Genomic DNA, 24,655 nt, shown 5'->3' with positions numbered 1-24,655 from the left:
GCGGCCCCCTCGCGCGAGATCCCCCGGCCCGGCCTGTTGCCGGATTCCGCCTCCCCAGGGCCCGACGGGACGACTACGCTGAGGGCATGACCGAGTACCGACGCGAGCTGTACGGTGACGAAGAAGACGGCGTCATCATCGAGTTCATCCCGTCCGAGGACGTGCCGGACGAGATCCGCAAGGACAACAAGGTGTTCCTGCCGGGCACCCAGGCCATCGTGATGAGCAACGCGGCCGAGCCCGAGGGCCCCCGCCTGTACTTCACCGAGGGCGAGTGGGACGCCTTCGTGCTCGGCGTCAAGGACGGCGAGTTCGACGACCTGCTGGAGGACCTCCCCGAGGACGCCGAGAACGCCGAAGACGCCGCAGACGCCGCAGACGCCGAGAACACGGTCAAGGACACCGCGGCTTCTTGAGAACGCCCTTCGACGGCCCCCTGCCCGGCGTTCCTACCAGGAGTAGGCCCCCGCGAAGGACGTCGGTTCCGGCCGGAACCCCAGGCGCGTCCGCGCCGCGGTGATGTCCAGGGTCCGCTCGACGGCGAGGTGCCCGAGCGCGTACCTGGTGAGCCGCGGCGCCCGCCGCGCGCCGGCCAGCAGGTGCAGCCCCTCGGCGACCGCGGCGAGTCCCAGGGCCGGGCCCGCGGGCAGGTAGACGCGCTCGGCCTGGATGCCGCGCTCGGCGAGGATCAGGGCGAGGGCGTCGTCCAGGACGACGGGTTCGGCGTCCGTCACGTTGAAGACGCCGGTCGGACCAGGGGCGCAGGCCAGAACGCACGCCTGCACGAGGTTGCCCACGCTCGTCAGGCTGATCCGCTGCCTCCCGCTGCCCACCGCGAGCAGCCACGGGCCGCGCACCGAGGCCTCCACGCGGGGCAGCAGGGTGGTGTCGCCCGGCCCGTACACGGCGTGCGGCCTGAGGATGACGCTCTCGGCGCCCGATTTCAGCACGGCCCGCTCCGCGGCGGCCTTGGACGCCCCGTAGCCGTTCAGGTAGCGGGTGACCGGGGCCAGGTGCTCGCAGGCCATGACGGTGGGCCGGTAGGGGTCGTAGACGCTCGCCGTGCTCACGTGGACGAACCGCGCGCCGGGGAAGCTGGCGAGCGCGTGCCGGGTGCCGTCGAGGTTGACGGCGAAGAACCCCTTGACGGGGCCCCAGTCGGTGACGCTGCCCGCGCAGTGCACGACGGCGTCCACGGCCGGGGCCGATTCGAGCGGTCCCCTGGCGAGGTCCCAGGAACGGTAGCGGGCACCGCCCACATGCTCGGGCCGCACCGCGGCCCGGCGGCCGTAGGCCAGGACCCGGTCCCCCCGGGCGACCAGCGCGCGGCAGACGGCACCGCCCACGAATCCGGATGCACCGGTCACAGCAATCCGCATCAACCCTCCCCTGGCGAAACCATTCCTCTCAGAACATTCCGGTCGAGTTTGCGGCCCCGACCCCCGTAGGGCAACTCCTCGACCCTGACGATCCGGTCCGGCCACGCCCCCGCGTCCAGAACCCCCTTGAGACGCACGGCGAGCTCATCCGGCTCCACTTCGCCCGCGACGACCAGGACGACCTCCTCATCACCCGTCTCAGCATCGGAAACCCCGACGAAAGCCGCCTCCCGCACACCGTCAAGGGCCATCACGGCCGGTTCGTAAAGTCCCGGATAGATATTGAACTTCCCCCGAATCACCATGTCCTTCTTCCTTCCCAACAGAACCAGGCTTTTCCCCTCCCACCTGGCCAGATCCCCGGTGGCCAGTTCGGCATGGTCCTCCTCTCCCAGATAGCCCTTGCAGAGGTTCGGTCCGGAGAGCAGCAGCTCGCCGTCGTCCGCGACGCGCGCCCGCACCCCCGGCAGCGGTTCGCCGAGGAGGTCTCCGCCCTCGGCCGCCTCGGCGTGCGCGATCTTCTCGGCGGCCGAGGCGAGGGCCACCGGGACGATCTCGGTCATCGCGTAGACCGAGAGGATCTCCGCGCGCGGGGCCGCCGCGGCGGCGCGGCGCAGGATCCCGGCCGGAGCGGGCGCCGCGCCGAGCAGCACGTGCCGCAGCGTCTCGGGCAGCGGCCCGGGGGCTGCGTCGAGGATCTCGGCGAGGTGCACCGGGACGCAGAAGGTGTGCGTGGCGCGCCGCTCGGCGAGCTGCGCGCGGAACTCCTCCGGCGGGCAGCCGAGCCGCGGCATCGACCAGCAGGCGCCCGCGACCAGCGTGGGCAGGCCCAGCATGAGCTGGTCGGTGTGCACGGTGTCGCCGGGCGCCAGGGGCACCCGGGCCCGGAAGAGGTCGAGGCCGGACGCCAGGGACGCCTCGGTGTGCACGACGGCGCGGGGCGCGGAGGTCGTCCCCGAGGTGAAGATCACCACGGCGGGGTCGCCGGGGGCCGCCTCCCGGACGGGCGCGCCGGACGGACGGGAGCGGGCCCAGGCGTCCAGGGACTTCGCGCCGCGCGGCACGCCGGGCAGCCGGCGGCCGCTGTAGACGTGCCTGAGGGGCAGCCCGGCCAGGCGCGGCAGCAGGAGGCCCCTGCGGCGCGCGTAGGCCCGCACGGGGCCGATCCGGCTCGCCGCGTACAGCAGCGACTCGGCGGCCGACCAGCGGGGCGCGGCGAGCCGGAGGCGGGCCTCGAACATCTCAGGACCGGCCCCGGGGTCGGCGAAGACGACGACGCCCCCCGCGGCGACCACGCCGAGCGCCAGGACGAGGGCCTCCGGCGAAGGGCGCACGGAGAACAGGACCCCGTCGCCCTCTTCGAGCCCTTCCCCGGCGAACCCGTCGCGGACGGCGAGGACGCGGCGCCGGAGGTCGCCGTAGGTGAGTTCCGTCCCGTCCCCGGCGATGAGGGCCGTCCGGGAGGGGTGCTCCTCCGCGCGCTCCAGCACCTGCCTGACAAGACTCAACTCTTACCCCTCGGTCTCTGCGCCCGCAGGCGTCACTGTGTTCTCTCCCGATCCCGCGTTCTCGGTTCGCGGGTTCGCCGTTCGCGGGTTCGTCGCGCGCGGCGCACGGCGCACCCTGAGCGAGGCGTACGTCGGGATGAGGACGCCCCGCGCGGCCCGCCGGGAGGTGATCTCCAGGGGGGCGTGGTCGAGCAGGGCCCGCATGACGGCCCTGATCTCCGCGTGCGCGAGCGGGTAGCCGAGGCAGAAGTGCGGCCCCGCCCCGAACCACAGCCTGCGCAGCGCGGTCTTGGCCGGGTCGCCGTCGAGGGCGAACGGGCCGAGCGAGCGGCAGCAGGTGTGGGTGGCCAGGAGTACCCGGTCGCCTGGGCGTACCCGGACCGCGCCTAGCGCGCTGGGCGCGTGCACGCTGCGCAGCATGACGGGCGTCGGGGTGGTGACCCGCATGGCCTCGTCGATCGCGGGGTCGAGCAGCGCCGGGTCGGCGGCGACCCTGCCGAGTTCGCCGTGGTCGTGCAGCAGCGCGACGAGCCGCGGGACCAGCGTGGCGACGGTCTCGGTGCCGGTGAGGAAGAACGCCCCGGCCGCGCCGCGCGCCTCTCCCTCGGACAGGCCGAGCGCCCGCATCCGGCCCATGACGGTCGTCTCGTCCCCCGCCCGGAACGCGCGGGCGGCGACCTCGCCGATGGGATCGAGGACCTCGCGGGCGACCGCGATCTGGGCGGACGACAGGGTGCGGGTGCGCAGGTCGACCATGGACACGATCCGCTCGCCCGCCTCGAACATCTCGCGGCAGGCGTGCTCATCGATGTCCGGCAGCCCGATCACCTCGCAGATGACGGCTCCGGCCATCACCCGCATGACGTCCACGAGGTCGACCTCTTCGCCCTTCGCCAAGCGCGCGGACAGGTCCCGCAGGGGGGCTTCGAGGACACGCGCGCAGATGGCGGAGGTGGACGACGGCGTGAAGAGGTCGGCCAGCTTGCGGCGCAGCGCCCGGTGCGCCTCCCCCTCCATGTTGAGCAGGACGGACGGCCCGAGGATCGGCGTCCACAGGTCGCCGGGAGAGCCGGGGCCGTCCTTGCGGAAGGTCTCCCCGTCCATGAGGACGTCCCGGGCCACGGCCGCGTCGTTGACGACGACCCCCAGTCCGGGAACGCGCACGACGTCGCCGAACCGGGCCAGCGCGCGCAGCAGCGGATAGGCGAAGGGGTGCGCGCTCAGGTAGAGCCTGCGCTCCCAGTCCCGCGTACCGCTCAGACGGTTCATCTCCGGCTCACCTGATGTCGACGACGGGAGGCGTGTAGCGGTGGTCGGCGTACCAGGCGAGGGTTCCGGCGAGGCCGTAGGCGCGCAACCGCCTGACGGAGCCGTAGACGGTCATGTCCTTGCGCAGCCCGTACGCGGAGGTGATCTTCCGGACGCGGTTGACCAGCGCCCTGTCCTCGTGCACGTCCTCGATCCTGGTGCGCGGGAACCCGCCGGCCTTCTCGTACAGCTCGGCGGTGATGGCCATATTGCAGCCCGGCATCATCAGGTACGGGCCGACGTACTCGGGGTCGCGGTTGCCGGGCCGGAACCTGCCGAACGTCGCGGCGAGCGACACCACGGCGGGCAGCAGCCGCCGCTCCCACAGCCGGAGCCGGAACTCGTCGGTGCGGGGCCGCAGTGGGCCGCTGGCCATCTCCAGTCCCGCGGCGAACGCGCCGCGCACGGCGGCGATCCAGGCGTCGTCGGGCAGGCAGTCGGCGTCCGTGCGGGCGATGTGGGTGGCGCCGCCGAGGATCGCGTGCCGGAACCCGGTGTCGGCGGCCGAGCCCGTGCCCTTCTCCGGCTCGGCGACGAGCCGGACCCCGGGGAAGCCCCGGACGATCTCTGCGGTCCCGTCGGTGCTGGCGTTGTCGACGACGAGGACGGTGAAGTCCGGGTCGGTCTGCTGGGCGAGCCGGGTGAGCGTCGCGCCGATCGACTTCGCCTCGTTGTAGGCCGGGATGACCACCCAGAGGTTCATCGCGCGCCCCTTCAGGACCACTCGGCGAAGGCGACCCCGAGGCTGACGCCGCCGGCGAGCCCCACGAACGCGATCTTGTCCCCCGGGGACAGCCGCCCTTCGGCGACGGCCTGGGCGAGTTGCAGGGGCAGCGTGGCCGACGCGACGTTCCCGTGCTCGGGAAGGGTCACGACGAGCTTCGAGGCCGGGATGCCGAGAATGTCCCGCAGCGTCTCCAGGTAGGGAAGGGTGACCTGGTGGACGAGGACCACCTTGAAGTCGTCCCAGGTGAGCCCGTGCTTCGCCAGGGCGTCCAGCCAGAGCCCCGGGCCCTGGCCGAGGAAGGCGTCCTTGAGCTTGCGTCCGTCGCCGGAGAAGTAGGTGTACTCGGGGTCGCGCGGGTGCATCGACCCTCCGGCGGGAAGGGTGCCGACCCGCCATTTGGCCGAGACCGCGGCGAACTCGAAGCCGAACAGCCCGGTGGGCGCGGCCTCCAGCAGCATCGCCGCGCCGCCGTCGGACAGCGTGTAGCCCGCGAAGGCGTCGACGAACTGGGCTCTGTCGCGCACCTCCCAGCGGACGGCGCGTGATGGGCTCTCCCCGCTGCACACCAGGACCCTGCGGTACTGGCCGGTGCGGATGAGCGCGTCGCCGACCTGCATGGCGTTGAGGAAGCTGTTGCAGGCGTTCTTGATGTCGAAGACCGGGCAGGTCAGGCCGAGTTTGGCCGCGACGATGTGCGCGGTGGCGGGCTCGATGAGGTCCTGTGAGGCCGATCCGAACAGCAGGAGGTCGGGCTCGTCCCCGGAGTCGGCCAGGAGCTTGCCCGCGGCCTCCACGGCGAGGTCGGACGCCTGCTGGTCGGCCCGCATGACGTGCCGGGCGCGGATGCCGGTCATCCGCTCGACGATGGTCGGATGCGGCCGGTAGGGCCCGATCCCGGACTCCACCTCCGCGCTGGACACCGTGTGCTCGGGCAGGTACGCCGCGACCCCCGCGATCCGTGCTCTCATGCGTCCAGCCTGTCCCCTCGCGCCGTGGTCGCCCAGGCGTTGTCGTACTCAAGTGCTTTGGGGGTTAGTACCTACTTTGACCAGCTTTGTTCGCGGCATCATCGCACGGGAACAAAGGATGGAGACCGATATGAACCGGTATGAGGCGCGCCTGCTCCGTCAGGGCAACCCCTGGCTGTACGCCCTGCTGAGAGGCTCGAGGCTGACGGGACGGCTCACCCGGGTGCCCCGGCTGGGCTGGCTGGTGACCGATCCCGTCCTGGCCCGCCGCGTGCTGAACGACCACGGCGGGTTCACGATGGCCGGCGAGGGCGGTGTCGGGCACATGTGGAGCCAGCTCTTCGGCGCCGAGATGGCCGGGCTGTTCGACGGGACCGAGCACACCCGGGTGCGCACCGCGGCCCGCGACCTGTTCACCGAACAGGCGGCCGCCGAGCTCGTCGAGCGGGCGCAGGGCGAGCACTACAGGCGGCTCGCCGAGAGGCTGCGCGAGGGCGAGACCGTGGACGTCGCCGCGGCGACCCGCGTGCTGGCCGGACGCCTGGTGGCCGACCTCCTCGGCCTGCGCCTGGGCCCGGACGCGGCGCCTTACGAGAACCTGTTCTCCCTGGGCGAGCGGCTCGCCGCGCTCGCTCTCGGCACGACCTCGTCGACCGATCTGCCCGAGGAGAAGATCGCGGCGGCCTCGCGGATCGCGGCCGAGCTGACCCGGGCCGTCCCCGAGGCGTACGCGGCGGCCGGACAGGACACCATCCTGGGCCGCTGCCGTGAGCTGGGGTTCAGCCTCGACCTCACCCGGGGCCTGGCCACCCTCCTGGCCGTCGCCGGGACCGAGACCGGCGCGTCGGGGACGTCGCGCACGGTCGCCCTGCTGCACGACACGGGCCAGCTCGGCACACTGCTCGCCAGACCCGACCTCATGCCCAACGCCGTGCGGGAAGGCTTGAGGGTGGCTACTCCGGCGCCCCTCATAGGCAGGCACGTGGCCAAGGACGTGACGGTCGAGGGAAGGCTGATCCGCGAGGGCGAGCGCGTCATCGTGCTCACCCACCGGGCCAACAACGACGCCGGAGCCTTCGACGTCACCCGCGAGTACGTGGCGGAGAACCGCCAGCTGTGGTTCGGCGCGGGACGTCATCTGTGCCTGGGGGCCGCGGTCGCCAGGACCCAGGTGACGCGCATGCTCCAGGCGCTCACCGAAACGGGCCGCCCTTACCGGGTCGTCTCGCGGCGCGCCGCGCGCGGTGTCCTCGTGCCGACCTACCACTCGCTCAAGGTGAGTCTCGACGCGCCAAACTAGAACACGTTACAGTTAGCTCCGAACCTTATTCGGGAGGAGCGACCATGGGACGACCGGTCATCGTCGAGGCGGTGCGCACCGCCCAGGGCAGGCGGGGCGGCTGGCTCGCGGGCGTCAAGGCACAGGAGGTCCTGGGCCGCACCCTCAAGGCCCTGGTGGAGCGGGCGGGCATCGACCCCGCCGAGGTCGGCCAGGTGTTCGCGGGCTGCGTCACCCAGGCCGGCGAGCAGGGCGGCCACGTCGGCCGCCAGGCGTGGCTGTACGCGGGCCTGCCCTGGCAGACCGGCGTCACCACCATCGACGCGCAGTGCGGCAGCGCCCAGCAGAGCGTCCACCTCGCGGCCGCGCTGGTCCAGGCGGGCATCGTGGACGTGGCGATCGGCTGCGGCGTGGAGGTCATGAGCCGCGCCCCGCTCGGCTCCAACGTGCTGCCCGCCAACCCGCGCCCGCCGGACTGGGACGTCGACCTGCCGAACCAGTTCGAGGCGGCCGAGCGGATCGCCGACCGGCGCGGCCTCACCCGCGAGGACCTCGACGCGTTCGGCCTGCGCTCGCAAGCGCTCGCCGCCAAGGCGTGGGCCGACGGCAGGTTCGACCGCGAGATCGCGCCCCTGCACGACGTGCCCCAGGTCGACAAGGAGGGCAACGAGACGGGCGAGCGCCTCACCGTCGCCCGCGACCAGGGCCTGCGCGAGACCACCCTGGAGGGTCTGGCCAAGCTGCGCCCCGTGCTCAAGAGGCACACCGCGGGGAGCAGCTCGCAGATCTCCGACGGGGCCGCGGCCGTGCTCGTCATGTCCGAAGAGAAGGCTCGGGCTCTCGGCCTGCGCCCCCGCGCGGCCTTCCGCGCCCAGGCCCTCGTCGGCGCGGAGCCGTACTACCACCTCGACGGCCCGGTCCAGTCGACGGCCAAGGTGCTGGAGACCGCCGGGATGTCCATCGGCGACCTCGACGTCATCGAGATCAACGAGGCCTTCGCGTCCGTCGTCCTGTCCTGGGCCTCCCAGCACGAGCCGGACATGGATCGGGTGAACGTCAACGGCGGCGCCATCGCCCTCGGCCACCCGGTCGGCGCCACCGGCGCCCGCCTCATCACCACCGCCCTGCACGAACTCGAACGCCGCGACGGCGAAACCGCCCTCGTCACCATGTGCTGCGGCGGAGCCCTCTCCACCGCCACCATCATCGAGCGCGTGTAAGTACCGCGTCACCCGCCGCCGGGGGCAGCACGCCCCCGGCGGCTCGCGAAGGAGAGCGAATGCCCGACCATGGCGGCGGTTTGTGGAGCGTGCCAGTTCCGATCCCCGGCAATCCTCTCGGACGGACCATCGTCTATGTCCTGGAGAGTCCCAAGGGCCCCGTCCTCATCGACGCGGGGTGGGAGCACCCCGCGTCGTGGAAGGCGCTCAAGGAGGGGCTCGATGAGCTGGGCATGCCCGTGTCCGACGTCTACGGCGTCGTGGTCACGCACATGCACCCGGACCATGCCGGGCTCGCCGGACGGGTCAGGGAGGCGTCCGGGGCGTGGGTCGCGATGCACCGGGCCGACGCCGCGCTGATCAGGCTGATGCGCGAGCGCTCCGACGAGCGCCTCGGCGACTGGCTGGTGCGCGCGGGCGCGAGCGACGCGGAGGGCGCGGCGTTCGCCGACAACGACGACCGCCCGGACCCGCCGGCGGTCCCCGACCGGGAGCTCGAGGACGGTGACCTGATCGACCTGCCCGGCAGGGCGCTGCGCACGATCTGGACGCCCGGCCACTCCCCCGGCCACATCTGCCTCCACCTGGAGGACCGCGACGCGCTCTTCACCGGCGACCACGTACTGCCGGAGATCACCCCGCATGTCGGCCTCTACCCTTACGACCTCCCCGACGTCGACCCCCTCGGCGACTACCTTCGCTCGCTCGCCATGACCGCCGACCTGGGCGTCGAGGACGCACTGCCCGCCCATCAGTACTCGTTCAGCGGGATCCCCCGCCGCTCGAAGGAGATCATCGAGCATCACGAGGAGCGCCTGAGCGAGGTGCTAGGCCTGCTGAAAGCCGAGCCGCAGACGCTGTGGGACCTCACCTCGAGGTGCCATTGGAGTTACTCCTGGGACACCATGCCACCGGTCAGCCGCCATCTGGCCACGGGCGAGACCGCGGCGCACCTCCGCGTCCTGGAAGTGCGGGGCTTGGTCCGGCGCTTGGCCGGGCAGGCTCCGATGCGGTACGCGCTCGCCCCCTGACCGTCCGCGGCCGCCCGGCCGCCTCATGGCATGTGACACACCCCACACCCGAATGAGACTCTTGACGAGACTCGCGTCTCACCGTTGACTTGAAGCCAACCAAGCAAGCGTTAGATCATCCGGAGCGTTCATGAGCGACACCCCTCCCGCCGCCGACACCCGCCTGGACGGGCGCGCCGCGATCGTCACCGGCGCGGCCCGCGGCCTCGGCCGCGCCGAGGCCCTGGCCCTCGCCGCCGAAGGCGCGCGGCTGGTCCTGAACGACCTTCCCGGCGACGCGCTCGACGCGGTCGCCGAGGAGATCCGCGACAACGGCGGCGAGGCGGTCGTGCACGCCGGCGACGTCGCGGACTGGAACACCGGCGAGGGCCTGGTCAAGGCCTCCCTCGCCGCGTTCGGCTCGCTCGACATCCTGGTCAACAACGCCGGGTTCACCCGGGACCGGATGATCTTCAATATGACCGAGGAGGAGTTCGACTCGGTCGTCCGCGTCCACCTCAAGGGCCACTTCGTGACGTCCCGCCACGCCGTCACCTACTGGCGCGGCGTCTCCAAGAGCGAGGGCGGCCCGGTGTACGGGCGGATCATCAACACCTCGTCCGAGGCGTTCATGATCGGCGCGCCCGGCCAGCCCAACTACGCCGCGGCCAAGGGCGGCATCACGTCGCTGACCCTCTCCACCGCGCTCGCCGTCGGCCGCATCGGCGTCCGCACGAACGCGATCTGCCCGCGCGCCCGCACCGACATGACGACCGCGATCTTCGGCGCCGCCCCCGCCGACGGCCCCGACCCGCTGTCCCCGGCGCACGTGTCCCCGCTCGTGGCCTACCTGGCCTCGCCCGCCGCCGAGTCCGTCAACGGCCAGGTGTTCATGGTCTACGGCGGCCACGTCGCGGCCCTGGTCCCGCCGACCGTCGCCGAGGTCGCCAGCGCCCCGGACGGAGCCGCCTGGACGCCCGCGGGGCTCGCCGGCGCGCTCCGCGTCCCCGACGGGGGCTTCGTCACCCCCTACCCGAAGCTCGGCTGAGCAGAACGGTTCCACCTCGACCGACCGGCCCACCCCATCGAGGAGTCCTGAGCATGTCCGCACCCGAGATCCCGAAGATCGACATCATCGCGCTCGACCAGTACGAGCAGAGCGGGACCCCGCACGAGCAGTGGACGTGGCTGCGCCACCACGACCCGGTGCACTGGCACTACGACCCGGACCCGAGCGTGCCCGGTTTCTGGGCGATCACCAAGCTCGAGGACATCATCCACGTCTCGCGGAACCCCGACCTGTTCTCGGCGGCGATCCGGACGTCGATGTTCCAGGAGATGAGCGACGAGGACCTCGCGCTCCAGCAGCAGATGATGCTGTTCATGGACCCGCCGAAGCACACCCGGCAGCGGTCCTACGTCAACCGCGGCTTCACCCCGCGGATGATCAACAAGCTGCGCGAGCACATCGAGGAGATCACCCACCGGCTGATCGACGACGTCTGCGAGACCGGCGAGGCCGAGTTCGTCCGGCAGATCGCCGCGCCGCTGCCGCTCCAGACGATCTGCGAGCTGATGGGCGCGCCGCTCGAGGACGCGCAGTTCCTGTTCGACAAGTCCAACGCGCTGGTGGGCTTCGACGACCCGGAACTCCAGGCCACCCCCGAGGTCGCCCAGGCCGCCGCCGCCGAGATCTACATGTACGCCCAGGGCATCGCCGAGCAGCGCAAGGCCGAGCCGCGCGACGACATCGCCACCAAGCTCCTCCAGCCGGACGAGAACGGCGAGCTCCTCACCGACGACGAGTTCAACCTCTTCATCCTGATGCTCACCATCGCCGGGAACGAGACGACCCGGACCGCGACGGCGGGCGGCATCGTCGCCTTCTTCGAGCACCCCGACCAGTGGGAGCGGCTCAAGGCCGACCCGTCGCTGATCGCCTCGGCGGCCGACGAGATCGTGCGCTGGACCAGCCCGCTCAACCTGTTCAGGCGGACCGCCACCCAGGACGTCGAGCTGCGCGGCAAGCAGATCAAGGCGGGCGACAAGGTCGTCATGTTCTACCCGTCGGGCAACCGGGACGAGGAGCACTTCGAGAACCCGTTCTCCTTCGACATCGGGCGCGGCCTGAACCCGCACATCGGGTTCGGCGGCGGCGGGCCGCACTACTGCCTCGGCACCCACCTGGCCAGGATGAACCTGACGATCCTGTTCGGCGCCCTGGCCGAGCGCCTGCCGGACATCGAACTCGCGGGTGAGGTGCGCCGGATGCGGTCGAACTTCGTCAACGGGTTCAAGGAGATCCCGGTCCGGTTCACGCCCACGCCCCGGCGCGGCTGAACCACCGAAACACCGGGCGAATACCCTCAAAGAAGGCGGGTCACCCCAAGGTGGCCCGCCTTTCCCCATAGTGCAGCAAGGAACCCATCGGTAACATGTTCGGGCTAGAGTCAGACACTCTGTACAACACTGGATTGATCCGGGCGCGATGATGAAGAGGTGGGCGTGAGCGCTGAGAAGCCGCTGCGGATTGCACTGCTTTCCTACCGGAGCAAGCCCCACTGTGGAGGACAGGGCGTCTACCTGCGGCATCTGAGCCGCGAGCTGGTCGACCTCGGTCACACCGTCGAGGTCTTCTCCGGGCAGCCGTACCCCGTCCTGGACCGCGAGTCGATCACCCTCACCAAGATCCCCAGCCTCGACCTCTACAACGACGAGAACCCGTTCCGGACGCCGTCGCTCGGCGAGTTCCGCGACTGGATCGACGTCCTGGAGTTCGCGCACATGCGCACTGGCGGGTTCCCCGAGCCGCTGACCTTCAGTCTCCGCATCCTGCGCGCGCTCAAGAAGCGCCGCCGCGACTTCGACGTGGTGCACGACAACCAGGTGCTCGGCCTCGGCAACCTCGGCATCCCCAAGGTCCTGCCGCTGGTCACCAGCATCCACCACCCGATCAGCCAGGACCGCAAGATCGAGCTCGACGCCGCCCGCAAGATCGGCGGCTGGACCGGGATCAAGCAGTACTTCGGCAAGATCCGCTGGTACGGGTTCGTCCGGATGCAGGCGTACGTCTCGGCCAGAATCGGCCGGATCCTCACCGTCTCCAGCTCCTCCAAGCGCGACATCGCCAAGGACTTCCGCACCGACCCGGGCCGCATCCACGTGCTGCCGCTCGGCGTCGACACCGGGATCTTCCACCCGCGCGGCCCGCGCGAGGAGCGCGTGCCCGGCCGGATCGTCGCCATGGCCAGCGCCGACTCCCCGCTCAAGGGCGTCGACGTGCTGCTGCGCGCCGTCGCCAAGCTCGCCACCGAGCGCGACGTGCACCTCGTCGTGGTCAGCCGCCCGCAGAAGGACGGCCCCACCGAGAAGCTCGTCAAGGAACTCGCGCTCGGCGAGAAGGTCAGGTTCGTCTCCGGCGTCTCCGACGAGGAGCTGGGCGACCTGCTGGCCTCCGCCGAGATCGCCGTCGTCCCCTCCCGCTACGAGGGCTTCTCCCTGCCCGCCGTCGAGCACATGGCGTCCGGCACCCCGCTGGTCGCCAGCGCCGCCGGGGCACTGCCCGAGGTCGTCGGCGACGCCGCGGTGCTGGTCGAGCCCGGCGACGTCGAGGAGCTCGCCGGGGCCCTGCGCAGGCTGCACGACTCCCCCGAGGAGCGGGCGCGCGTGGGCGAGGCCGGCTACCGGCGCGTCCAGGAGCGCTACACCTGGTCCGCGGTCGCCAAGGCGACCGTCGAGCACTACCGGGCAGCGATCGCATCCGCACGCTGACCCTCCGATCGCGGATCGCCCCCGATCCGCAGGTGGAAGGAGCCCCCACTGCTTACCGTTGACTTCCAGCGGTTCCCCATCGCCCTGGGGGAGCGCGTTCTCGACATGGGCTGCGGCGGCGGACGGCACGCTTTCGAGCTGTACCGCCGAGGCGCCTCCGTGACGGCGTTCGACATGGACGCCGAGGAGCTGAAGAGCGTCCAGACGATGTTCGGTGCGATGGACCTGGAGGGGCAGGCCCCCGAAGGCGCCTCCGCCGAGACCGTCGAGGGCGACGCGCTCGCGCTCCCCTTCGAGGACGACACCTTCGACAAGATCATCGCCGCCGAGGTGATGGAGCACATCCCGGACGACATGAAGGCGATGCGGGAGCTGTTCCGCGTCCTCAAGCCGGGCGGCCAGGTCGCCGTCACGGTGCCTTCGTGGCTGCCCGAGCGGATCTGCTGGGCCCTGTCGGAGGACTACCACACCGCCCCCGGCGGCCATGTGCGCATCTACACGCGCGCCGAGCTGGAAGCCAAGCTCAAGTCCATCGGCTTCCGCATCGATGGGCACCACCACGCGCACGGCCTGCACTCGGCCTATTGGTGGCTCAAGTGCGCGGCGGGGCTGGAGAACAACGGCAACCCCGCGGTGAAGGCGTACCACCAGGTCCTGGTGTGGGACATCATGAAGCGGCCTCTGGCGACCCGGCTGGCGGAGAAGGTGCTCAACCCGGTCATCGGCAAGAGCGTCGTCGTCTACCTGACCAAGCCGTCCTATGCGGGCTGACGTCATCCTCACCCCCGAGCAGGTCAAGGCGACGGCCCTTTCGATCGTCCGTCAGCAGTACCCCTCGGGGGCCATCCCTTGGTACGCGTCCTTCGACGGCTACCCGGCCGGGAAGGTCGACGCCTGGAACCACGTCGAAGCGGCGATGGCGCTCTCGGCGTCCGGCTACGGCGCGGAGGCGCGACGCGCGTACGCGTGGCTCGTCGGTGAGCAGAGGCCGGACGGCTCCTGGCCCGCCAAGTGGGAGGACGAGAAGGTCACCGACACCGGTGGCGAGTCCAACCACGCCGCGTACTTCGCGGTCGGCATGTGGCACGAACTCCTCGTCACGGGCGACGAGGAGTACATCCGGTCGATGTGGCCCGCGGTCCGCGCCGCGATCGACTTCGTCGTCGGCCTCCAGACGCCGCTCGGCGACGTCAAGTGGATCCGCTGGGAGGACGGCTCGACCGGCGCGGAGTCGCTGCTGACGGGCTGCTCCTCGATCTACCAGGCGCTGCGCTGCGCGGTGGCGCTCGGCGAACGGCTCGGCGAGCCGCAGCCGGAGTGGGAGCTGGCCGCCGACCGGCTCGGCCATGTCATCGCGCACCACCCCGAGGCGTTCGCGGACAAGTCCCGCTGGTCGATGGACTGGTACTACCCGGTCCTCGGCGGCGCGGTGCGCGGCGAGGCGGCCGACGCGCTGATCGCCAAGGGCTGGGACACCTACATGGCGCCCGGCCTCGGCTGTCGCTGCGTGTCGGACCAGCCGTGGGTGACCGGCGCCGAGACCTGCGAACTGGTCATGGCGCTGGACGCCGCAGGCGACCCCCGTGCCTTCGACGTCTTCGCCGACATCCAGTTCCTGCGCCACGAGGACGGCTCCTACTGGACCGGCTGGCAGTTCGAGCACCAGCGGCACTTCCCAGGGGACCGCTCCACCTACACCGCGGCGGCCGTCCTGCTGGCCTCCGAGGCCCTCGCCGACGCCACCCCGGCCGCCCGCATCTTCAAGGAGGTCGCCGGCCGCCCCCTGGGCCCCTCCCCCACTCCACCGCCCCCGGCCTGCGACTGCCCCCAGCCCGCCCGCACCTGACCGCGGGACCCGCGAGGGCCCGGGACCGATGTCCCGGACATGGACGGGACGTCGGTCGCAGAACCCTCGCCCGCACCCACCCGTCGGTACCGGAGACGATCCGGTACCGGCAGGCGGGAGCGGAGATGGACGACGGTGCGAAGGCGGCCGTGTAGGGCCCTGCACCGCGGACCGGGAAGGGACGCGCGCCGTGGCGGCGTACTCCATTCGGTGTACGGGGTGCTCGAAAGGCGCAGAGTGAAGAGCCTTCGGCTGGACGACGCCGACGAAGAGCCGGAAAAAATAACTTTCCGAACATGACGCACATGATGACGCGGCCGCCGGTTCCGGCCGGAGCCCTCCGCACCACGGCCGGCGCCTGCGCGGCCACCGCCTTCGCCGCCTTCGCCCTCTCCGACCTCGCGCACCCCGGCTACGACCCCGTCGCCGAGCCGGTGAGCAGGTACGTCAACGGGGCGCACGGGTGGCTGGTGACGCTCGGGATCGCCGCACTCTCCCTGGCCGTCGCGGCCGTGGCCGCGCTCGCCGGACGCGGGCGGGTCCCGCTCGCCTGGGCCGCCGCGGGAGCCGCCGTGGCCGCGGTCTTCCCAGCCGATCCGCCCGGCCGCTGGGAGGCGCCCTCCCCCTCGGATTCCGTACACGGCGCCGCCGCCTGGACCGCGCTGATCCTCCTGTGCGCCGCGGCGCATGTCGTCACCCGGTCGCTGCGGCGCTCGACGGGCGTCCCCCTGCGCGCCCTCCGCGCCTGCGCCGCCGCCTCGACGACAGGACTGGTGCTCTTCGCGGTCTGCCTCGCCGACCGCATGGCGCTGACGCACAGCGCGCCCCTGGGCCTCGCCGAACGCCTCCTCCTGGCCGCCGTCCTCGCCTGGCTCGCCCTCGCCGCCGGAGCCCTGCGCGAGGCCGCCCGATGAAGCGCGACACCCTGGCCCGGACGTCCGCGGACGCGGGCATCTCCCTCCTCACCTTCGCCGTGGTCTGCTTCGCTCCGCTCACCGTGGGCGCGCCGCTCACCTGGGAAGGGCCGTTCGCCCTCGGGGCCGTCCTCGGCGTCCTGCTGCTGCTGCGGCGCCGCGTACCGGGGACCGTCCTGGCCCTCTCGGCTCTCGTCCTCCTCGTCTACCGGACCACGGGCCTCTACGAGTCGGGTTGGGCCTGGCCGCTCGCGCCCGCGCTGCTGACCGCCTGCGCGGCGAAGCGGTACGCGGTGACCGCGATCACGGTCTTCGTCCACCTCGCCTTCGCGGTCTTCGGCGAGATCGTCTTCTTCTCCACCTCGGTGCCCGAGTCCGTCCTTAGGGCCGGCACCGAGGCGCTGTGGCTCGGGCTCCCGCTCGCCCTCGTCACGATCCGGCGGCAGAACGCCCAGCGGCGGGCGCAGCAGGAGGCGCTGCGAGAGCAGGAAAGGCGGGCCCTCCTGGCCGAGCAGCGGGTGGAGATCTCCCGGGATGTCCACGACGTCGTCGCGCACACCCTCGCCGTCGTGGGCGTCCACCTCAGCGTCGCGGCCGACGCGCTCTGCGCCGATCCCGATGGTCCGGGCGTCGACGTCGACGCGGCGCGCGCGGCCCTGGACACGGCTCGGGAGGCGCGCGGCGCGGCCATGGCCGAGCTCAAGGCCTTCGTCGGGGACCTGCGCGGCGTGCCCCAGCGCGGCCTGACCGAGATCGAGGCTCTCCTGGACGCGGCCCGCCAGGCCGGCTTGGGGGTCGAGGTCGGCCGGAACGGGGATCTGGCCGCCGTTTCCGCCGCGCAGAGCCTCGCGGCCTATCAGGTGGTCCGCGAGGCCGTCACCAACACGCTCAGGCACTCCGGCGCGGACCGGCTCACCGTCCGGCTCACCGCGGACGGCGACGAACTGCGCGTCGAGATCTCCGACGACGGCGCGGCGGCCTCCCCCGTCGTCCCCGGGCACGGCCTCACGGGAATGCGGGAGCGGGTCGCGGCGATCGGCGGCTCGGTGGAGTGGGAGTCCGGCGACGGGTTCACCGTCCGCGCGGTGCTGCCCCTCGGCGCGGGAGGATCGGCGGCATGACCGTGAAAGTGCTGCTCGCCGACGACCAGGCACTCGTGCGCGCGGGCTTCCGGAGCCTGCTCGCCAGGTCCAGGGATCTGTCGGTCGTCGGCGAGGCAGCCTCCGGAACCGAGGCGGTGGCCCAGGCCGCCCGCCTCGGCCCCGACCTCGTGCTCATGGACATCCGGATGCCCGGGATCGATGGGATCGAGGCGACCCGCCGGATTCTCGCGGCCCGGCCAGAGACGAAGATCGTGATCCTGACCACCTTCGACACCGACGAGCACGTCTTCGAGGCGCTCGCGGCCGGGGCGAGCGGTTTCCTCACCAAGGAGGTCGAGCCCGCCGAACTGCGCCGCGCCGTGGCCGTCGTGGCGGCCGGAGAGGCTCTGCTGTCCCCGGGCGTCACCCGCAGGGTGGTGGCCCGCTTCGCCGGGGCCGCCGCCCCGCCGTCGACGCCGCTGGAGGCGCTGACGGCGCGGGAGAACGAGGTGGTCCGCCTGGTCGCGCGGGGGCTGTCCAACGACGAGATCGCCCGCGAGCTGGTGATCAGCCCCCTCACCGCCAAGACGCATGTGACGCGGGCGATCGCCAAGCTCGGGGTGCGCGACCGGGTTCAGCTCGTGATCCTGGCCTACGAGCGGGGGCTCGTGGCTCGGGGCGAGGGTTAGACGGCCGAGACGTCGGAGGTGCGTTCCAGGACGCGGAGGGAGCCTTCGACGCGGCGTTCGGTGAAGGCGCCCGAGGCGAGGGCGCGCTCGTAGACGTGGAAGGGGGCCTGGCCGCCGTCAGCGGGGTCGGGGAAGACGTCGTGGATGGCGAGGCAGCCGCCGACCATGATCTTGTCGGCCCAGAGGGCGTAGTCGGCCTGGGCGAAGTGCTCGCTGTGGCCCCCGTCGATGAAGAGCAGGGACAGCGGCGTCGACCACAGGGGCGCGACGGTGCCGGAGGTGCCCACGATGGCGACGACGACGTCCTCGAGGCCCGCGGAGCCGATGGTCTTGCGGAAGACCGGGAGGGTGTCCATCCGGCCCGTGCACGGGTCGACCAGGGAGGGGTCGTGGTGCTCCCAGCCGGCCTGGTTCTCCTCGCTGCCGTGGTGGTGGTCGACCGTCACCAGGACGGTCCCGGCCGCGCGGGCGGCGGCGCCGAAGTAGATCGCGGACTTCCCGCAGTAGGTGCCGACTTCGAGCATCGGCCCGAGGCGGCCGTACGCGACGGCGGTCTCGTACAGCGCCTTGCCTTCGGCGGGGGGCATGAAGCCCTTGGCGTTGAGCGCGGCCCGCAGGAGGTCCGCGGGCATCTCCGGGAGGGTCTCGGTCATCGTTCTAACGCCTCTTGTCACGCGGTCTTCGGGGTGGGTACGAAACACTCCCGCATGGGGAGCGCCCAGCCCAGAGGCGGGGGGTGTGGGCTAGGCCACACCCAGGGGGGCGGGGGCTTGCACGGCCAAGTTAGAACATGTTCTACTTTCGCATGACGGAGCCGCCGCGCCCGGCGGCGGGTGCGGGCACGTCAATACCGAACGCGATTCGGAGAGTGGGGCCGCGCGGTGGTAGAACCGGGGGAGGATCTCCTCCCGGGACCACCGCTCGCTCGTCTGAGAGGAACATGCCATGAAAGTCACCGTCGATTACCTCGTGTGCGAGGCCAACGGCGTCTGCGTCGGGCTGGCCCCCGACGTGTTCGACCTGGACGATGACGACAACCTCACGATCCTCAGCGAAGAGGTCCCGCCCGGCCAGGAGGACAAGGTGCGCCATGCCGTCCGCTCCTGCCCGAAGGCGGCGCTGTCCGCCGAGTGATCCGGCCCGTCACCGGCGCCCGCGCGTGACGAGAGCCCCCGGAACCTCGAGTTCCGGGGGCTCTCGGCGGTGCCCGTCCTTCAGCGGTCGCGGAACTTGGGCGCGCGCTTCTCCATCGTCGCCGCGATGCCCTCCAGCAGGTCCTCGGTGAGGAACCCGAGGGTCTGCGTGCGGTTCTCGATCGCGAGCTGGGTCCGCAGGCCCGGCGCGTCGAGCGAGAGGTTCAGCAGCTCCTTGGTGTGCCGCAGCCCGAACGGCGAGCGGGTGAGCAGCTCGGCGGCCAGCGCCTCCGCCCCCGCCACGTCGTCCTCGGCGATCTCGGTGACCAGGCCGAGCTCCAGCGCCTTCTCCGCGCCGATCGACTGCGCCCGGTAGAAGATCTCCCCGGCCCGCGCCGTGCCGATGAGGCGCGGCAGCATCCAGGTCAGCCCCAGGTCGCCCGCGGAGAACCCGAGGTTCAGGAACGGGGTGTGGAACTTCGTCGACGGCCCCGCGACGCGCAGGTCGCAGGCGAGCGCCATCGAGAAGGCCATGCCGACCACGGGGCCGCGCAGCGCCGCGATGACGGGCTGCGGGATCTCGCGGAGCCCGAGGACGATCTCCCCGGACCTGACCATGCCCTGATAGATCTTCTGGATCCGGCCGGGGCCTTCGCCCGAGCCGCCGCCGGAGTTCCCGAGGCCCTGCCCCTGGATGTCCATCCCGGCGCAGAAACCCCGGCCCTCACCCGTCAGGATGACGACCTTGGTCTCATCGTCGGTCTTGAGCCCGCCCAGGATCGCGAGGATCTCCTCGACGTTCTCCGGGGTGATCGCGTTGAGCCGCTCCGGACGGTTTAGGGTGATCGTGGCGATCCCGTCCTTGCGGGTGAATCCGACCACGGGTTACGCCAGAGCCTGGAAGGTGGCGGTCGTCTGCTCGCCGATGTTGGCGTAGATCGCGAACGGGTCCTGGGCGGAGATCTGGTCCCAGTTGTCGCGGATGTCCTCGACGCTCAGGCCGTCCTTCTTGGTGAATCCGGGGCCCTCGGCGACGAAGATCTTGGCGATGTGGCCGCCGCCGACGGTGTAGACCTGTCCGCTGTCCGGCACGCTCTCGTGCGCCAGGAAGACCACGAGCGGGGTGACCTGCTCGACGCCGAGCTTCTCGGCGAACTCGGCGGGGAAGAGGTCGGCGGTCATCCGGGTGTAGGCCACCGGGGCGATCGCGTTGACCTTGACGCCGGCCTTCTTGCCCTCGGCCGCGAGGGTCCGGGTGAAGCCGACGAGGCCCATCTTGGCCGTCGAGTAGTTGGCCTGGCCGAAGTTGCCGAACAGACCGGCGGGCGAAGAGGTGTTGACGACCCGGCCGGCCGACTCCACCAGGTGCGGCCAGGCCGCCTTGGTGACCAGGAACGCGCCGCGCAGGTGGACGGCGATGACGGCGTCCCACTCGGCGGTGCCGATGTTCTTGAAGGACTTGTCGCGGAGGATGCCCGCGTTGTTGATGAGGATGTCGATCCGGCCGAACGTGTCGATCGCCGTCTGGACGATGGACGCGGCCCCCTCCTCGGTGGCCACGTTCCCGCCGTTGGCGACGGCCTCGCCGCCGTTCTTGACGATCTCGGCCACGACCTCCTGGGCCGGGCTCGTCGAGGCGCCCTCGCCGTGCAGGTCGCCACCGAGGTCGTTCACGACGACCTTGGCGCCCCGGGAGGCGAGCTCGAGCGCGTGCTGGCGGCCCAGCCCGTGCCCGGCGCCGGTGATGATCGCGACTTTGCCGTCGTACCGCAGTTCAGACATTGCTTGCGCTCCCTGACGTTGTCGTTGCGTCCCTCGGGCGTCGCCGGGCGAGCCGAGAGCGGGTGGGACCCCAGTGGACCATGGGCCGAGTACCCATTGGTAGCACTGAACCGAATCCGGCTCTAGTGTGCCCCCACCCCTGCGGACACCTCGCCGACACCCGCCGCCACCGGATACGACGGAGGTCACGGCAGCGCGCGCTCCCTAAGGCGAGTAGCCTTATGGACGTTTAGAACCCACCTGCGAGCTGCGGAAGAGGGCGATCTCCGCCGTGTCGAGCGAGTCGCACACCCCTGCCGATCTGAGTGATTTCGGCGCCAATGAGTGGTTGGTCGATGAGCTCTACCAGAAGTACTTGGAAGACCCTGAGACGGTCGACAAGGCCTGGTGGAGCTTTTTCGCGGATTACCAACCCGGCGCGAAGCCCGCTCAGCCTTTGAACGGCGCCGCATCTGCGGCCGCCCCGAGCGCCCCCGCGGCGCCGCCGGCGCCTGCGGCGCCCAAGGCGGCGCCCTCCCCCGCCCCGGCCAAGGCCGCGCCCAAGGCGCAGCCCCTGCCGGTGGCCGCTGGAGCGGAGGAGGTGAAACTGCGTGGAGTGGCCGCGAAGACCGTGGCCAACATGGAGAACAGCATCTCGGTACCAACCGCGACGAGCGTGCGCGCCGTCCCGGCCAAGCTGCTGATCGACAACCGCATCGTGATCAACAATCACCTCAAGCGGGGCACGGGCGGCAAGGTCTCCTTCACCCACCTGCTGGGCTACGCCATCGTGCAGGCGCTCAAGGCGATGCCGGAGATGAACTCCTACTACACCGAGGTGGACGGCAAGCCCACCATGGTGAAGCCGGAGCACGTCAACTTCGGTCTGGCGATCGACATCAAGAAGGCCGACGGACAGCGTCAGCTGGTCGTGCCGTCGATCAAGGGCGCCGAGACGCTGGACTTCCGTCAGTACTGGGCCGCTTATGAAGAACTCGTGCGCAAGGCCCGCGCCAACAAGCTGACCATCGAAGACCACATGGGCGGCACGATCAGCCTGACCAACCCGGGCACGATCGGCACGGTCCACTCCGTGCCGCGGCTGATGCCCGGGCAGGGCGCGATCATCGGCGCCGGCGCGATGGAGTACCCCGCGCAGTACGCCGGCGCGTCCGAGGAGAGCCTCGCCCGCATGGCGATCTCCAAGGTCATGACGCTCACGTCGACCTACGACCACCGCATCATCCAGGGCGCCCAGTCCGGCGACTTCCTGCGCATCGTGCACCGGCTGCTGCTCGGCGAGAACGGTTTCTACGACGAGATCTTCGAGTCGCTGCGGATCCCGTACGAGCCGGTCCGCTGGGTGCAGGACATCTCGGCGACCCACGAGAACGACATCGCCAAGATCGCCCGCGTGCACGAGCTGATCCACGCCTACCGCGTGCGCGGCCACCTCATGGCCGACACCGACCCGCTGGAGTACAAGCAGCGCCGCCACCCCGACCTCGACATCCTCCAGCACGGCCTCACCCTGTGGGACCTGGAGCGCGAGTTCGCCACCGGCGGGTTCGGCGGCAAGCCGACCATGCGCCTGCGCGACATCCTCGGCGTCCTGCGCGGCTCCTACTGCCGCACGGTCGGCATCGAGTACATGCACATCCAGGACCCCGAGGAGCGGGCCTGGATCCAGGAGCGCGTCGAGCGGCCCTTCGAGGCCCCCTCGCGCGACGAGCAGCTGCACATCCTGCGCCGCCTGAACTCCGCCGAGGCGTTCGAGACGTTCCTGCAGACCAAGTTCGTCGGCCAGAAGCGGTTCTCGCTGGAGGGCGGCGAGTCCCTGATCCCGCTGCTCGACGCGGTGATCACCGCGGCGGCGTCGGCGCACCTGGACGAGGCCGTCGTCGGCATGGCCCACCGCGGCCGTCTCAACGTGCTCGCCAACATCATCGGCAAGTCCTACTCGCAGATCTTCAACGAGTTCGAGGGCAACCTCGACCCGCGCTCCGCGCAGGGCTCCGGCGACGTGAAGTACCACCTGGGCGCCGGCGGCGACTTCCAGGCCTGGAACGGCTCCACGATCAAGACCTCGCTGACCGCCAACCCGTCGCACCTCGAGGCCGTCAACCCGGTCCTGGAGGGTGTCGTCCGCGCCAAGCAGGACGTCATCGACATCGGTGAGTCCGGCTTCTCGGTGCTGCCGATCCTCATCCACGGCGACGCGGCGTTCGCCGGGCAGGGCGTGGTCGCCGAGACCCTGAACCTGTCCCAGCTGCGCGGCTACCGCACCGGCGGCAGCATCCACATCGTGGTGAACAACCAGGTCGGCTTCACCACCGCGCCGGAGTACTCGCGCTCGTCGGTGTACTCCACCGACGTGGCCCGGATGATCCAGGCGCCGATCTTCCACGTCAACGGCGACGACCCCGAGGCCTGCGCCCGGGTCGCCCGCCTGGCGTTCGAGTACCGGCAGGCGTTCAAGAAGGACGTCGTCATCGACATGGTCTGCTACCGGCGCCGGGGCCACAACGAGGCGGACAACCCCTCGTTCACCCAGCCGCTGATGTACGACCTGATCGACGCCAAGCGCTCGGTCCGCAAGCTGTACACCGAGGCCCTCATCGGCCGCGGCGACATCACCGTCGAGGAGGCCGAGCAGGCCCTCCAGGACTACCAGCAGCAGCTGGAGCGGGCGTTCACCGAGGTCCGCGAGACCGCGAACGCGCCGACCCCGCCCGGGGCCGTCGTGCGCCCGCCCGACGAGGACCGCATCCCGATCGACCACGCGGCCGCCGGTTCGGCGATCTCCGCCGAGACGGTCAAGCGGATCATCGAGACCCAGTCGAGCCTGCCCGAGGGCTTCGAGGTGCACCCGCGCCTCCAGCCGGTGCTGGACCGCCGGGTCAAGAGCATCGACGACGACGCCATCGACTGGGCGACCGGCGAGCTGCTCGCGTTCGGCTCCCTGCTGATCGACGGCCACCCGGTCCGCCTGGTCGGCCAGGACGTCCAGCGCGGCACCTTCGGCCAGCGGCACGCGGTGCTGGTCGACCGCAAGACCGGGGAGACCCACACCCCGCTGTCGGTGTTCTTCCAGGGCGTCAACAAGTTCTACGTCCACGACTCGCTGCTCAGCGAGTTCGCGGCGATGGGCTTCGAGTACGGCTACGCGCTCCAGCGGCCGGACGCGCTCGTCATGTGGGAGGCCCAGTTCGGCGACTTCGCCAACGGCGCCCAGTCGATCGTCGACGAGTTCCTGTCCTCGGGCGAGCAGAAGTGGGGCCAGCGCTCGCCGCTGACGCTGCTGCTGCCGCACGGCTACGAGGGCCAGGGCCCGGACCACAGCTCGGCCCGCATCGAGCGGTACCTCCAGCTGTGCGCCCAGGACAACATGACCGTCGTGTACCCGACGACCCCGGCGAACTACTTCCACATGCTGCGCTGGCAGACCCTGTCGAACCGGCAGAAGCCGCTCATCGTGTTCACGCCGAAGTCGCTGCTGCGCTCCAAGGACGCCACCTCGGCGGCCACGGAGTTCACCACGGGCGCGTTCCAGCCGGTCATCCCGGACCACCAGGTCGACCCGGCGGGCGTCAAGCGCGTCATCCTGACCACCGGGAAGATCTACTACAACGTGGTCGCGGCCCGGCAGAAGGCCGGTGTCACCGACACCGCGGTCGTCCGGATCGAGCGGCTCTACCCGCTGCCGATCGACGAGATCAAGGCGGAGCTGGCCAAGTACCCGGCCGGCGTCGAGATCACCTACGTGCAGGACGAGCCGAAGAACATGGGCGCCTGGCCCACCTTCGCGCTGGTGCTGCCGAGCTACCTCGACACCAAGCTCAACCTGGTCTCGCGGCCCGCGTCGTCCTCGCCGGCCGTCGGGTCCGCCAAGACCCACGCGGCCGAGCAGGAGGCCATCCTGAAGCGGCTGTTCCCGGGCGCCTGACGCCCTGAGGCCCTGCGGGGCCGCTGCACGAAGTGCACGAAGCGGGAAGGCCCCGGCGCTCGCGCCGGGGCCTTCTTGCCTGCCCCACCTGCCCGCCCGCCCGACCCGAACGGA

22 protein-coding genes are annotated in these 24,655 nt (G+C 71.3%); 14 read left to right on the top strand and 8 right to left on the bottom strand.

Features of this window, described 5'->3' with window-relative positions; translation table 11 throughout:
* The first annotated feature begins 86 nt into the window (after positions 1 to 86).
* Positions 87 to 416, top strand: a complete 330-nt coding sequence (locus tag EDD29_RS03550; protein WP_123662227.1) for a DUF397 domain-containing protein — start codon at positions 87 to 89, stop codon at positions 414 to 416.
* 33 nt (positions 417 to 449) lie between these two features.
* Here the strand turns inward: EDD29_RS03550 and EDD29_RS03545 are convergent, their stop codons facing one another.
* Genes EDD29_RS03545 through EDD29_RS03525 form a run of 5 tightly spaced genes read right to left on the bottom strand, consistent with a single transcriptional unit; the run spans position 450 to position 5,890 of the window.
* Entirely contained in the window at positions 450 to 1,379 is a 930-nt protein-coding gene (locus EDD29_RS03545) for an NAD-dependent epimerase/dehydratase family protein (RefSeq protein ID WP_123662225.1), read from the bottom strand.
* Entirely contained in the window at positions 1,379 to 2,887 is a 1,509-nt protein-coding gene (locus tag EDD29_RS03540) for a class I adenylate-forming enzyme family protein (protein WP_123662223.1), read from the bottom strand. Before EDD29_RS03540 ends, EDD29_RS03545 begins: the two co-directional genes overlap by 1 nt.
* 3 nt (positions 2,888 to 2,890) lie before the next feature.
* Positions 2,891 to 4,156, bottom strand: coding sequence for a cytochrome P450 (locus tag EDD29_RS03535; protein ID WP_246052490.1), 1,266 nt, complete (start codon positions 4,154 to 4,156; stop codon positions 2,891 to 2,893).
* Between the two features lie 7 nt (positions 4,157 to 4,163).
* Positions 4,164 to 4,898, bottom strand: a complete 735-nt coding sequence (locus EDD29_RS03530; protein ID WP_123662221.1) for a glycosyltransferase family 2 protein — start codon at positions 4,896 to 4,898, stop codon at positions 4,164 to 4,166.
* 11 nt (positions 4,899 to 4,909) lie between these two features.
* Positions 4,910 to 5,890, bottom strand: a complete 981-nt coding sequence (locus EDD29_RS03525; protein ID WP_123662219.1) for a 3-oxoacyl-ACP synthase III family protein — start codon at positions 5,888 to 5,890, stop codon at positions 4,910 to 4,912.
* A gap of 130 nt (positions 5,891 to 6,020) precedes the next feature.
* On the opposite strand from EDD29_RS03525, the gene EDD29_RS03520 reads away from it, so the two are divergent.
* The 11 genes from EDD29_RS03520 (at position 6,021) to EDD29_RS03470 (ending at position 17,701) form a co-directional block, all read left to right on the top strand.
* Positions 6,021 to 7,190, top strand: coding sequence for a cytochrome P450 (locus EDD29_RS03520; protein WP_246052489.1), 1,170 nt, complete (start codon positions 6,021 to 6,023; stop codon positions 7,188 to 7,190).
* A gap of 44 nt (positions 7,191 to 7,234) precedes the next feature.
* A complete protein-coding gene (locus EDD29_RS03515; protein WP_123662215.1) occupies positions 7,235 to 8,389 on the top strand; it encodes a steroid 3-ketoacyl-CoA thiolase in 1,155 nt (384 codons plus the stop codon).
* An 89-nt stretch (positions 8,390 to 8,478) separates the two neighbouring features.
* Positions 8,479 to 9,420 (top strand): MBL fold metallo-hydrolase, encoded by a 942-nt coding sequence (locus tag EDD29_RS03510; RefSeq protein WP_342774390.1) that lies wholly within the window; start codon positions 8,479 to 8,481, stop codon positions 9,418 to 9,420.
* A 130-nt stretch (positions 9,421 to 9,550) separates the two neighbouring features.
* Positions 9,551 to 10,447, top strand: a complete 897-nt coding sequence (locus EDD29_RS03505) for an SDR family NAD(P)-dependent oxidoreductase (protein WP_123662212.1) — start codon at positions 9,551 to 9,553, stop codon at positions 10,445 to 10,447.
* A gap of 53 nt (positions 10,448 to 10,500) precedes the next feature.
* Positions 10,501 to 11,739, top strand: coding sequence for a cytochrome P450 (locus EDD29_RS03500; protein WP_123662209.1), 1,239 nt, complete (start codon positions 10,501 to 10,503; stop codon positions 11,737 to 11,739).
* A 165-nt stretch (positions 11,740 to 11,904) separates the two neighbouring features.
* Positions 11,905 to 13,170, top strand: coding sequence for a glycosyltransferase family 4 protein (locus tag EDD29_RS03495; protein ID WP_123670251.1), 1,266 nt, complete (start codon positions 11,905 to 11,907; stop codon positions 13,168 to 13,170).
* Between the two features lie 48 nt (positions 13,171 to 13,218).
* Positions 13,219 to 13,941, top strand: a complete 723-nt coding sequence (locus tag EDD29_RS03490; RefSeq protein ID WP_123662208.1) for a class I SAM-dependent methyltransferase — start codon at positions 13,219 to 13,221, stop codon at positions 13,939 to 13,941.
* On the top strand, positions 13,931 to 15,016 hold the full coding sequence (locus EDD29_RS03485) for a prenyltransferase (RefSeq protein WP_123662206.1): 1,086 nt from the start codon (positions 13,931 to 13,933) through the stop codon (positions 15,014 to 15,016). Before EDD29_RS03490 ends, EDD29_RS03485 begins: the two co-directional genes overlap by 11 nt.
* A 296-nt stretch (positions 15,017 to 15,312) precedes the next feature.
* On the top strand, positions 15,313 to 15,930 hold the full coding sequence (locus EDD29_RS03480) for a DUF998 domain-containing protein (RefSeq protein ID WP_123662204.1): 618 nt from the start codon (positions 15,313 to 15,315) through the stop codon (positions 15,928 to 15,930).
* A complete protein-coding gene (locus EDD29_RS03475; protein WP_123662202.1) occupies positions 15,927 to 17,051 on the top strand; it encodes a sensor histidine kinase in 1,125 nt (374 codons plus the stop codon). Before EDD29_RS03480 ends, EDD29_RS03475 begins: the two co-directional genes overlap by 4 nt.
* Positions 17,048 to 17,701 carry a response regulator gene (locus EDD29_RS03470; RefSeq protein ID WP_123662200.1) on the top strand — a complete coding sequence of 218 codons (654 nt, stop codon included), beginning with the start codon at positions 17,048 to 17,050 and terminating at the stop codon, positions 17,699 to 17,701. Before EDD29_RS03475 ends, EDD29_RS03470 begins: the two co-directional genes overlap by 4 nt.
* Here the strand turns inward: EDD29_RS03470 and EDD29_RS03465 are convergent.
* Entirely contained in the window at positions 17,698 to 18,354 is a 657-nt protein-coding gene (locus EDD29_RS03465; RefSeq protein WP_123662198.1) for a class I SAM-dependent methyltransferase, read from the bottom strand. The genes EDD29_RS03470 and EDD29_RS03465 overlap by 4 nt on opposite strands.
* A 292-nt stretch (positions 18,355 to 18,646) precedes the next feature.
* Between EDD29_RS03465 and EDD29_RS03460 the strand changes: the two genes are divergently transcribed.
* Positions 18,647 to 18,835 carry a ferredoxin gene (locus tag EDD29_RS03460; protein ID WP_123662196.1) on the top strand — a complete coding sequence of 63 codons (189 nt, stop codon included), beginning with the start codon at positions 18,647 to 18,649 and terminating at the stop codon, positions 18,833 to 18,835.
* An 80-nt stretch (positions 18,836 to 18,915) separates the two neighbouring features.
* Here EDD29_RS03460 and EDD29_RS03455 read toward each other — a convergent pair whose 3' ends face one another.
* Complete coding sequence (locus tag EDD29_RS03455; RefSeq protein WP_123662194.1) at positions 18,916 to 19,716, bottom strand: enoyl-CoA hydratase/isomerase family protein; 801 nt, start codon at positions 19,714 to 19,716, stop codon at positions 18,916 to 18,918.
* 3 nt (positions 19,717 to 19,719) lie between these two features.
* Entirely contained in the window at positions 19,720 to 20,616 is an 897-nt protein-coding gene (locus EDD29_RS03450; RefSeq protein ID WP_123662192.1) for an SDR family oxidoreductase, read from the bottom strand.
* A gap of 271 nt (positions 20,617 to 20,887) precedes the next feature.
* Between EDD29_RS03450 and EDD29_RS03445 the strand changes: the two genes are divergently transcribed.
* On the top strand, positions 20,888 to 24,541 hold the full coding sequence (locus EDD29_RS03445; protein ID WP_123662182.1) for a multifunctional oxoglutarate decarboxylase/oxoglutarate dehydrogenase thiamine pyrophosphate-binding subunit/dihydrolipoyllysine-residue succinyltransferase subunit: 3,654 nt from the start codon (positions 20,888 to 20,890) through the stop codon (positions 24,539 to 24,541).
* Positions 24,542 to 24,655 lie beyond the last annotated feature (114 nt).

It is taken from the genome of Actinocorallia herbida, from assembly GCF_003751225.1.
GTDB lineage: Bacteria > Actinomycetota > Actinomycetes > Streptosporangiales > Streptosporangiaceae > Actinocorallia > Actinocorallia herbida.
The sequence above is the reverse complement of the archived record's forward strand: the minus strand, read 5'-3'. Positions and strand labels throughout refer to the sequence as shown.

Bases quoted from the DNA above. Each gene is read 5' to 3' on its own strand.
- EDD29_RS03550 (WP_123662227.1), top strand. From the start codon at position 87: ATGACCGAGTACCGACGCGAGCTGTACGGTGACGAAGAAGACGGCGTC.
- EDD29_RS03545 (WP_123662225.1), bottom strand. From the start codon at position 1,379: ATGCGGATTGCTGTGACCGGTGCATCCGGATTCGTGGGCGGTGCCGTC.
- EDD29_RS03535 (WP_246052490.1), bottom strand. From the start codon at position 4,156: ATGAACCGTCTGAGCGGTACGCGGGACTGGGAGCGCAGGCTCTACCTG.
- EDD29_RS03530 (WP_123662221.1), bottom strand. From the start codon at position 4,898: ATGAACCTCTGGGTGGTCATCCCGGCCTACAACGAGGCGAAGTCGATC.
- EDD29_RS03525 (WP_123662219.1), bottom strand. From the start codon at position 5,890: ATGAGAGCACGGATCGCGGGGGTCGCGGCGTACCTGCCCGAGCACACG.
- EDD29_RS03520 (WP_246052489.1), top strand. From the start codon at position 6,021: ATGAACCGGTATGAGGCGCGCCTGCTCCGTCAGGGCAACCCCTGGCTG.
- EDD29_RS03515 (WP_123662215.1), top strand. From the start codon at position 7,235: ATGGGACGACCGGTCATCGTCGAGGCGGTGCGCACCGCCCAGGGCAGG.
- EDD29_RS03505 (WP_123662212.1), top strand. From the start codon at position 9,551: ATGAGCGACACCCCTCCCGCCGCCGACACCCGCCTGGACGGGCGCGCC.
- EDD29_RS03500 (WP_123662209.1), top strand. From the start codon at position 10,501: ATGTCCGCACCCGAGATCCCGAAGATCGACATCATCGCGCTCGACCAG.
- EDD29_RS03485 (WP_123662206.1), top strand. From the start codon at position 13,931: ATGCGGGCTGACGTCATCCTCACCCCCGAGCAGGTCAAGGCGACGGCC.
- EDD29_RS03480 (WP_123662204.1), top strand. From the start codon at position 15,313: ATGACGCACATGATGACGCGGCCGCCGGTTCCGGCCGGAGCCCTCCGC.
- EDD29_RS03475 (WP_123662202.1), top strand. From the start codon at position 15,927: ATGAAGCGCGACACCCTGGCCCGGACGTCCGCGGACGCGGGCATCTCC.
- EDD29_RS03470 (WP_123662200.1), top strand. From the start codon at position 17,048: ATGACCGTGAAAGTGCTGCTCGCCGACGACCAGGCACTCGTGCGCGCG.
- EDD29_RS03465 (WP_123662198.1), bottom strand. From the start codon at position 18,354: ATGACCGAGACCCTCCCGGAGATGCCCGCGGACCTCCTGCGGGCCGCG.
- EDD29_RS03460 (WP_123662196.1), top strand. From the start codon at position 18,647: ATGAAAGTCACCGTCGATTACCTCGTGTGCGAGGCCAACGGCGTCTGC.
- EDD29_RS03450 (WP_123662192.1), bottom strand. From the start codon at position 20,616: ATGTCTGAACTGCGGTACGACGGCAAAGTCGCGATCATCACCGGCGCC.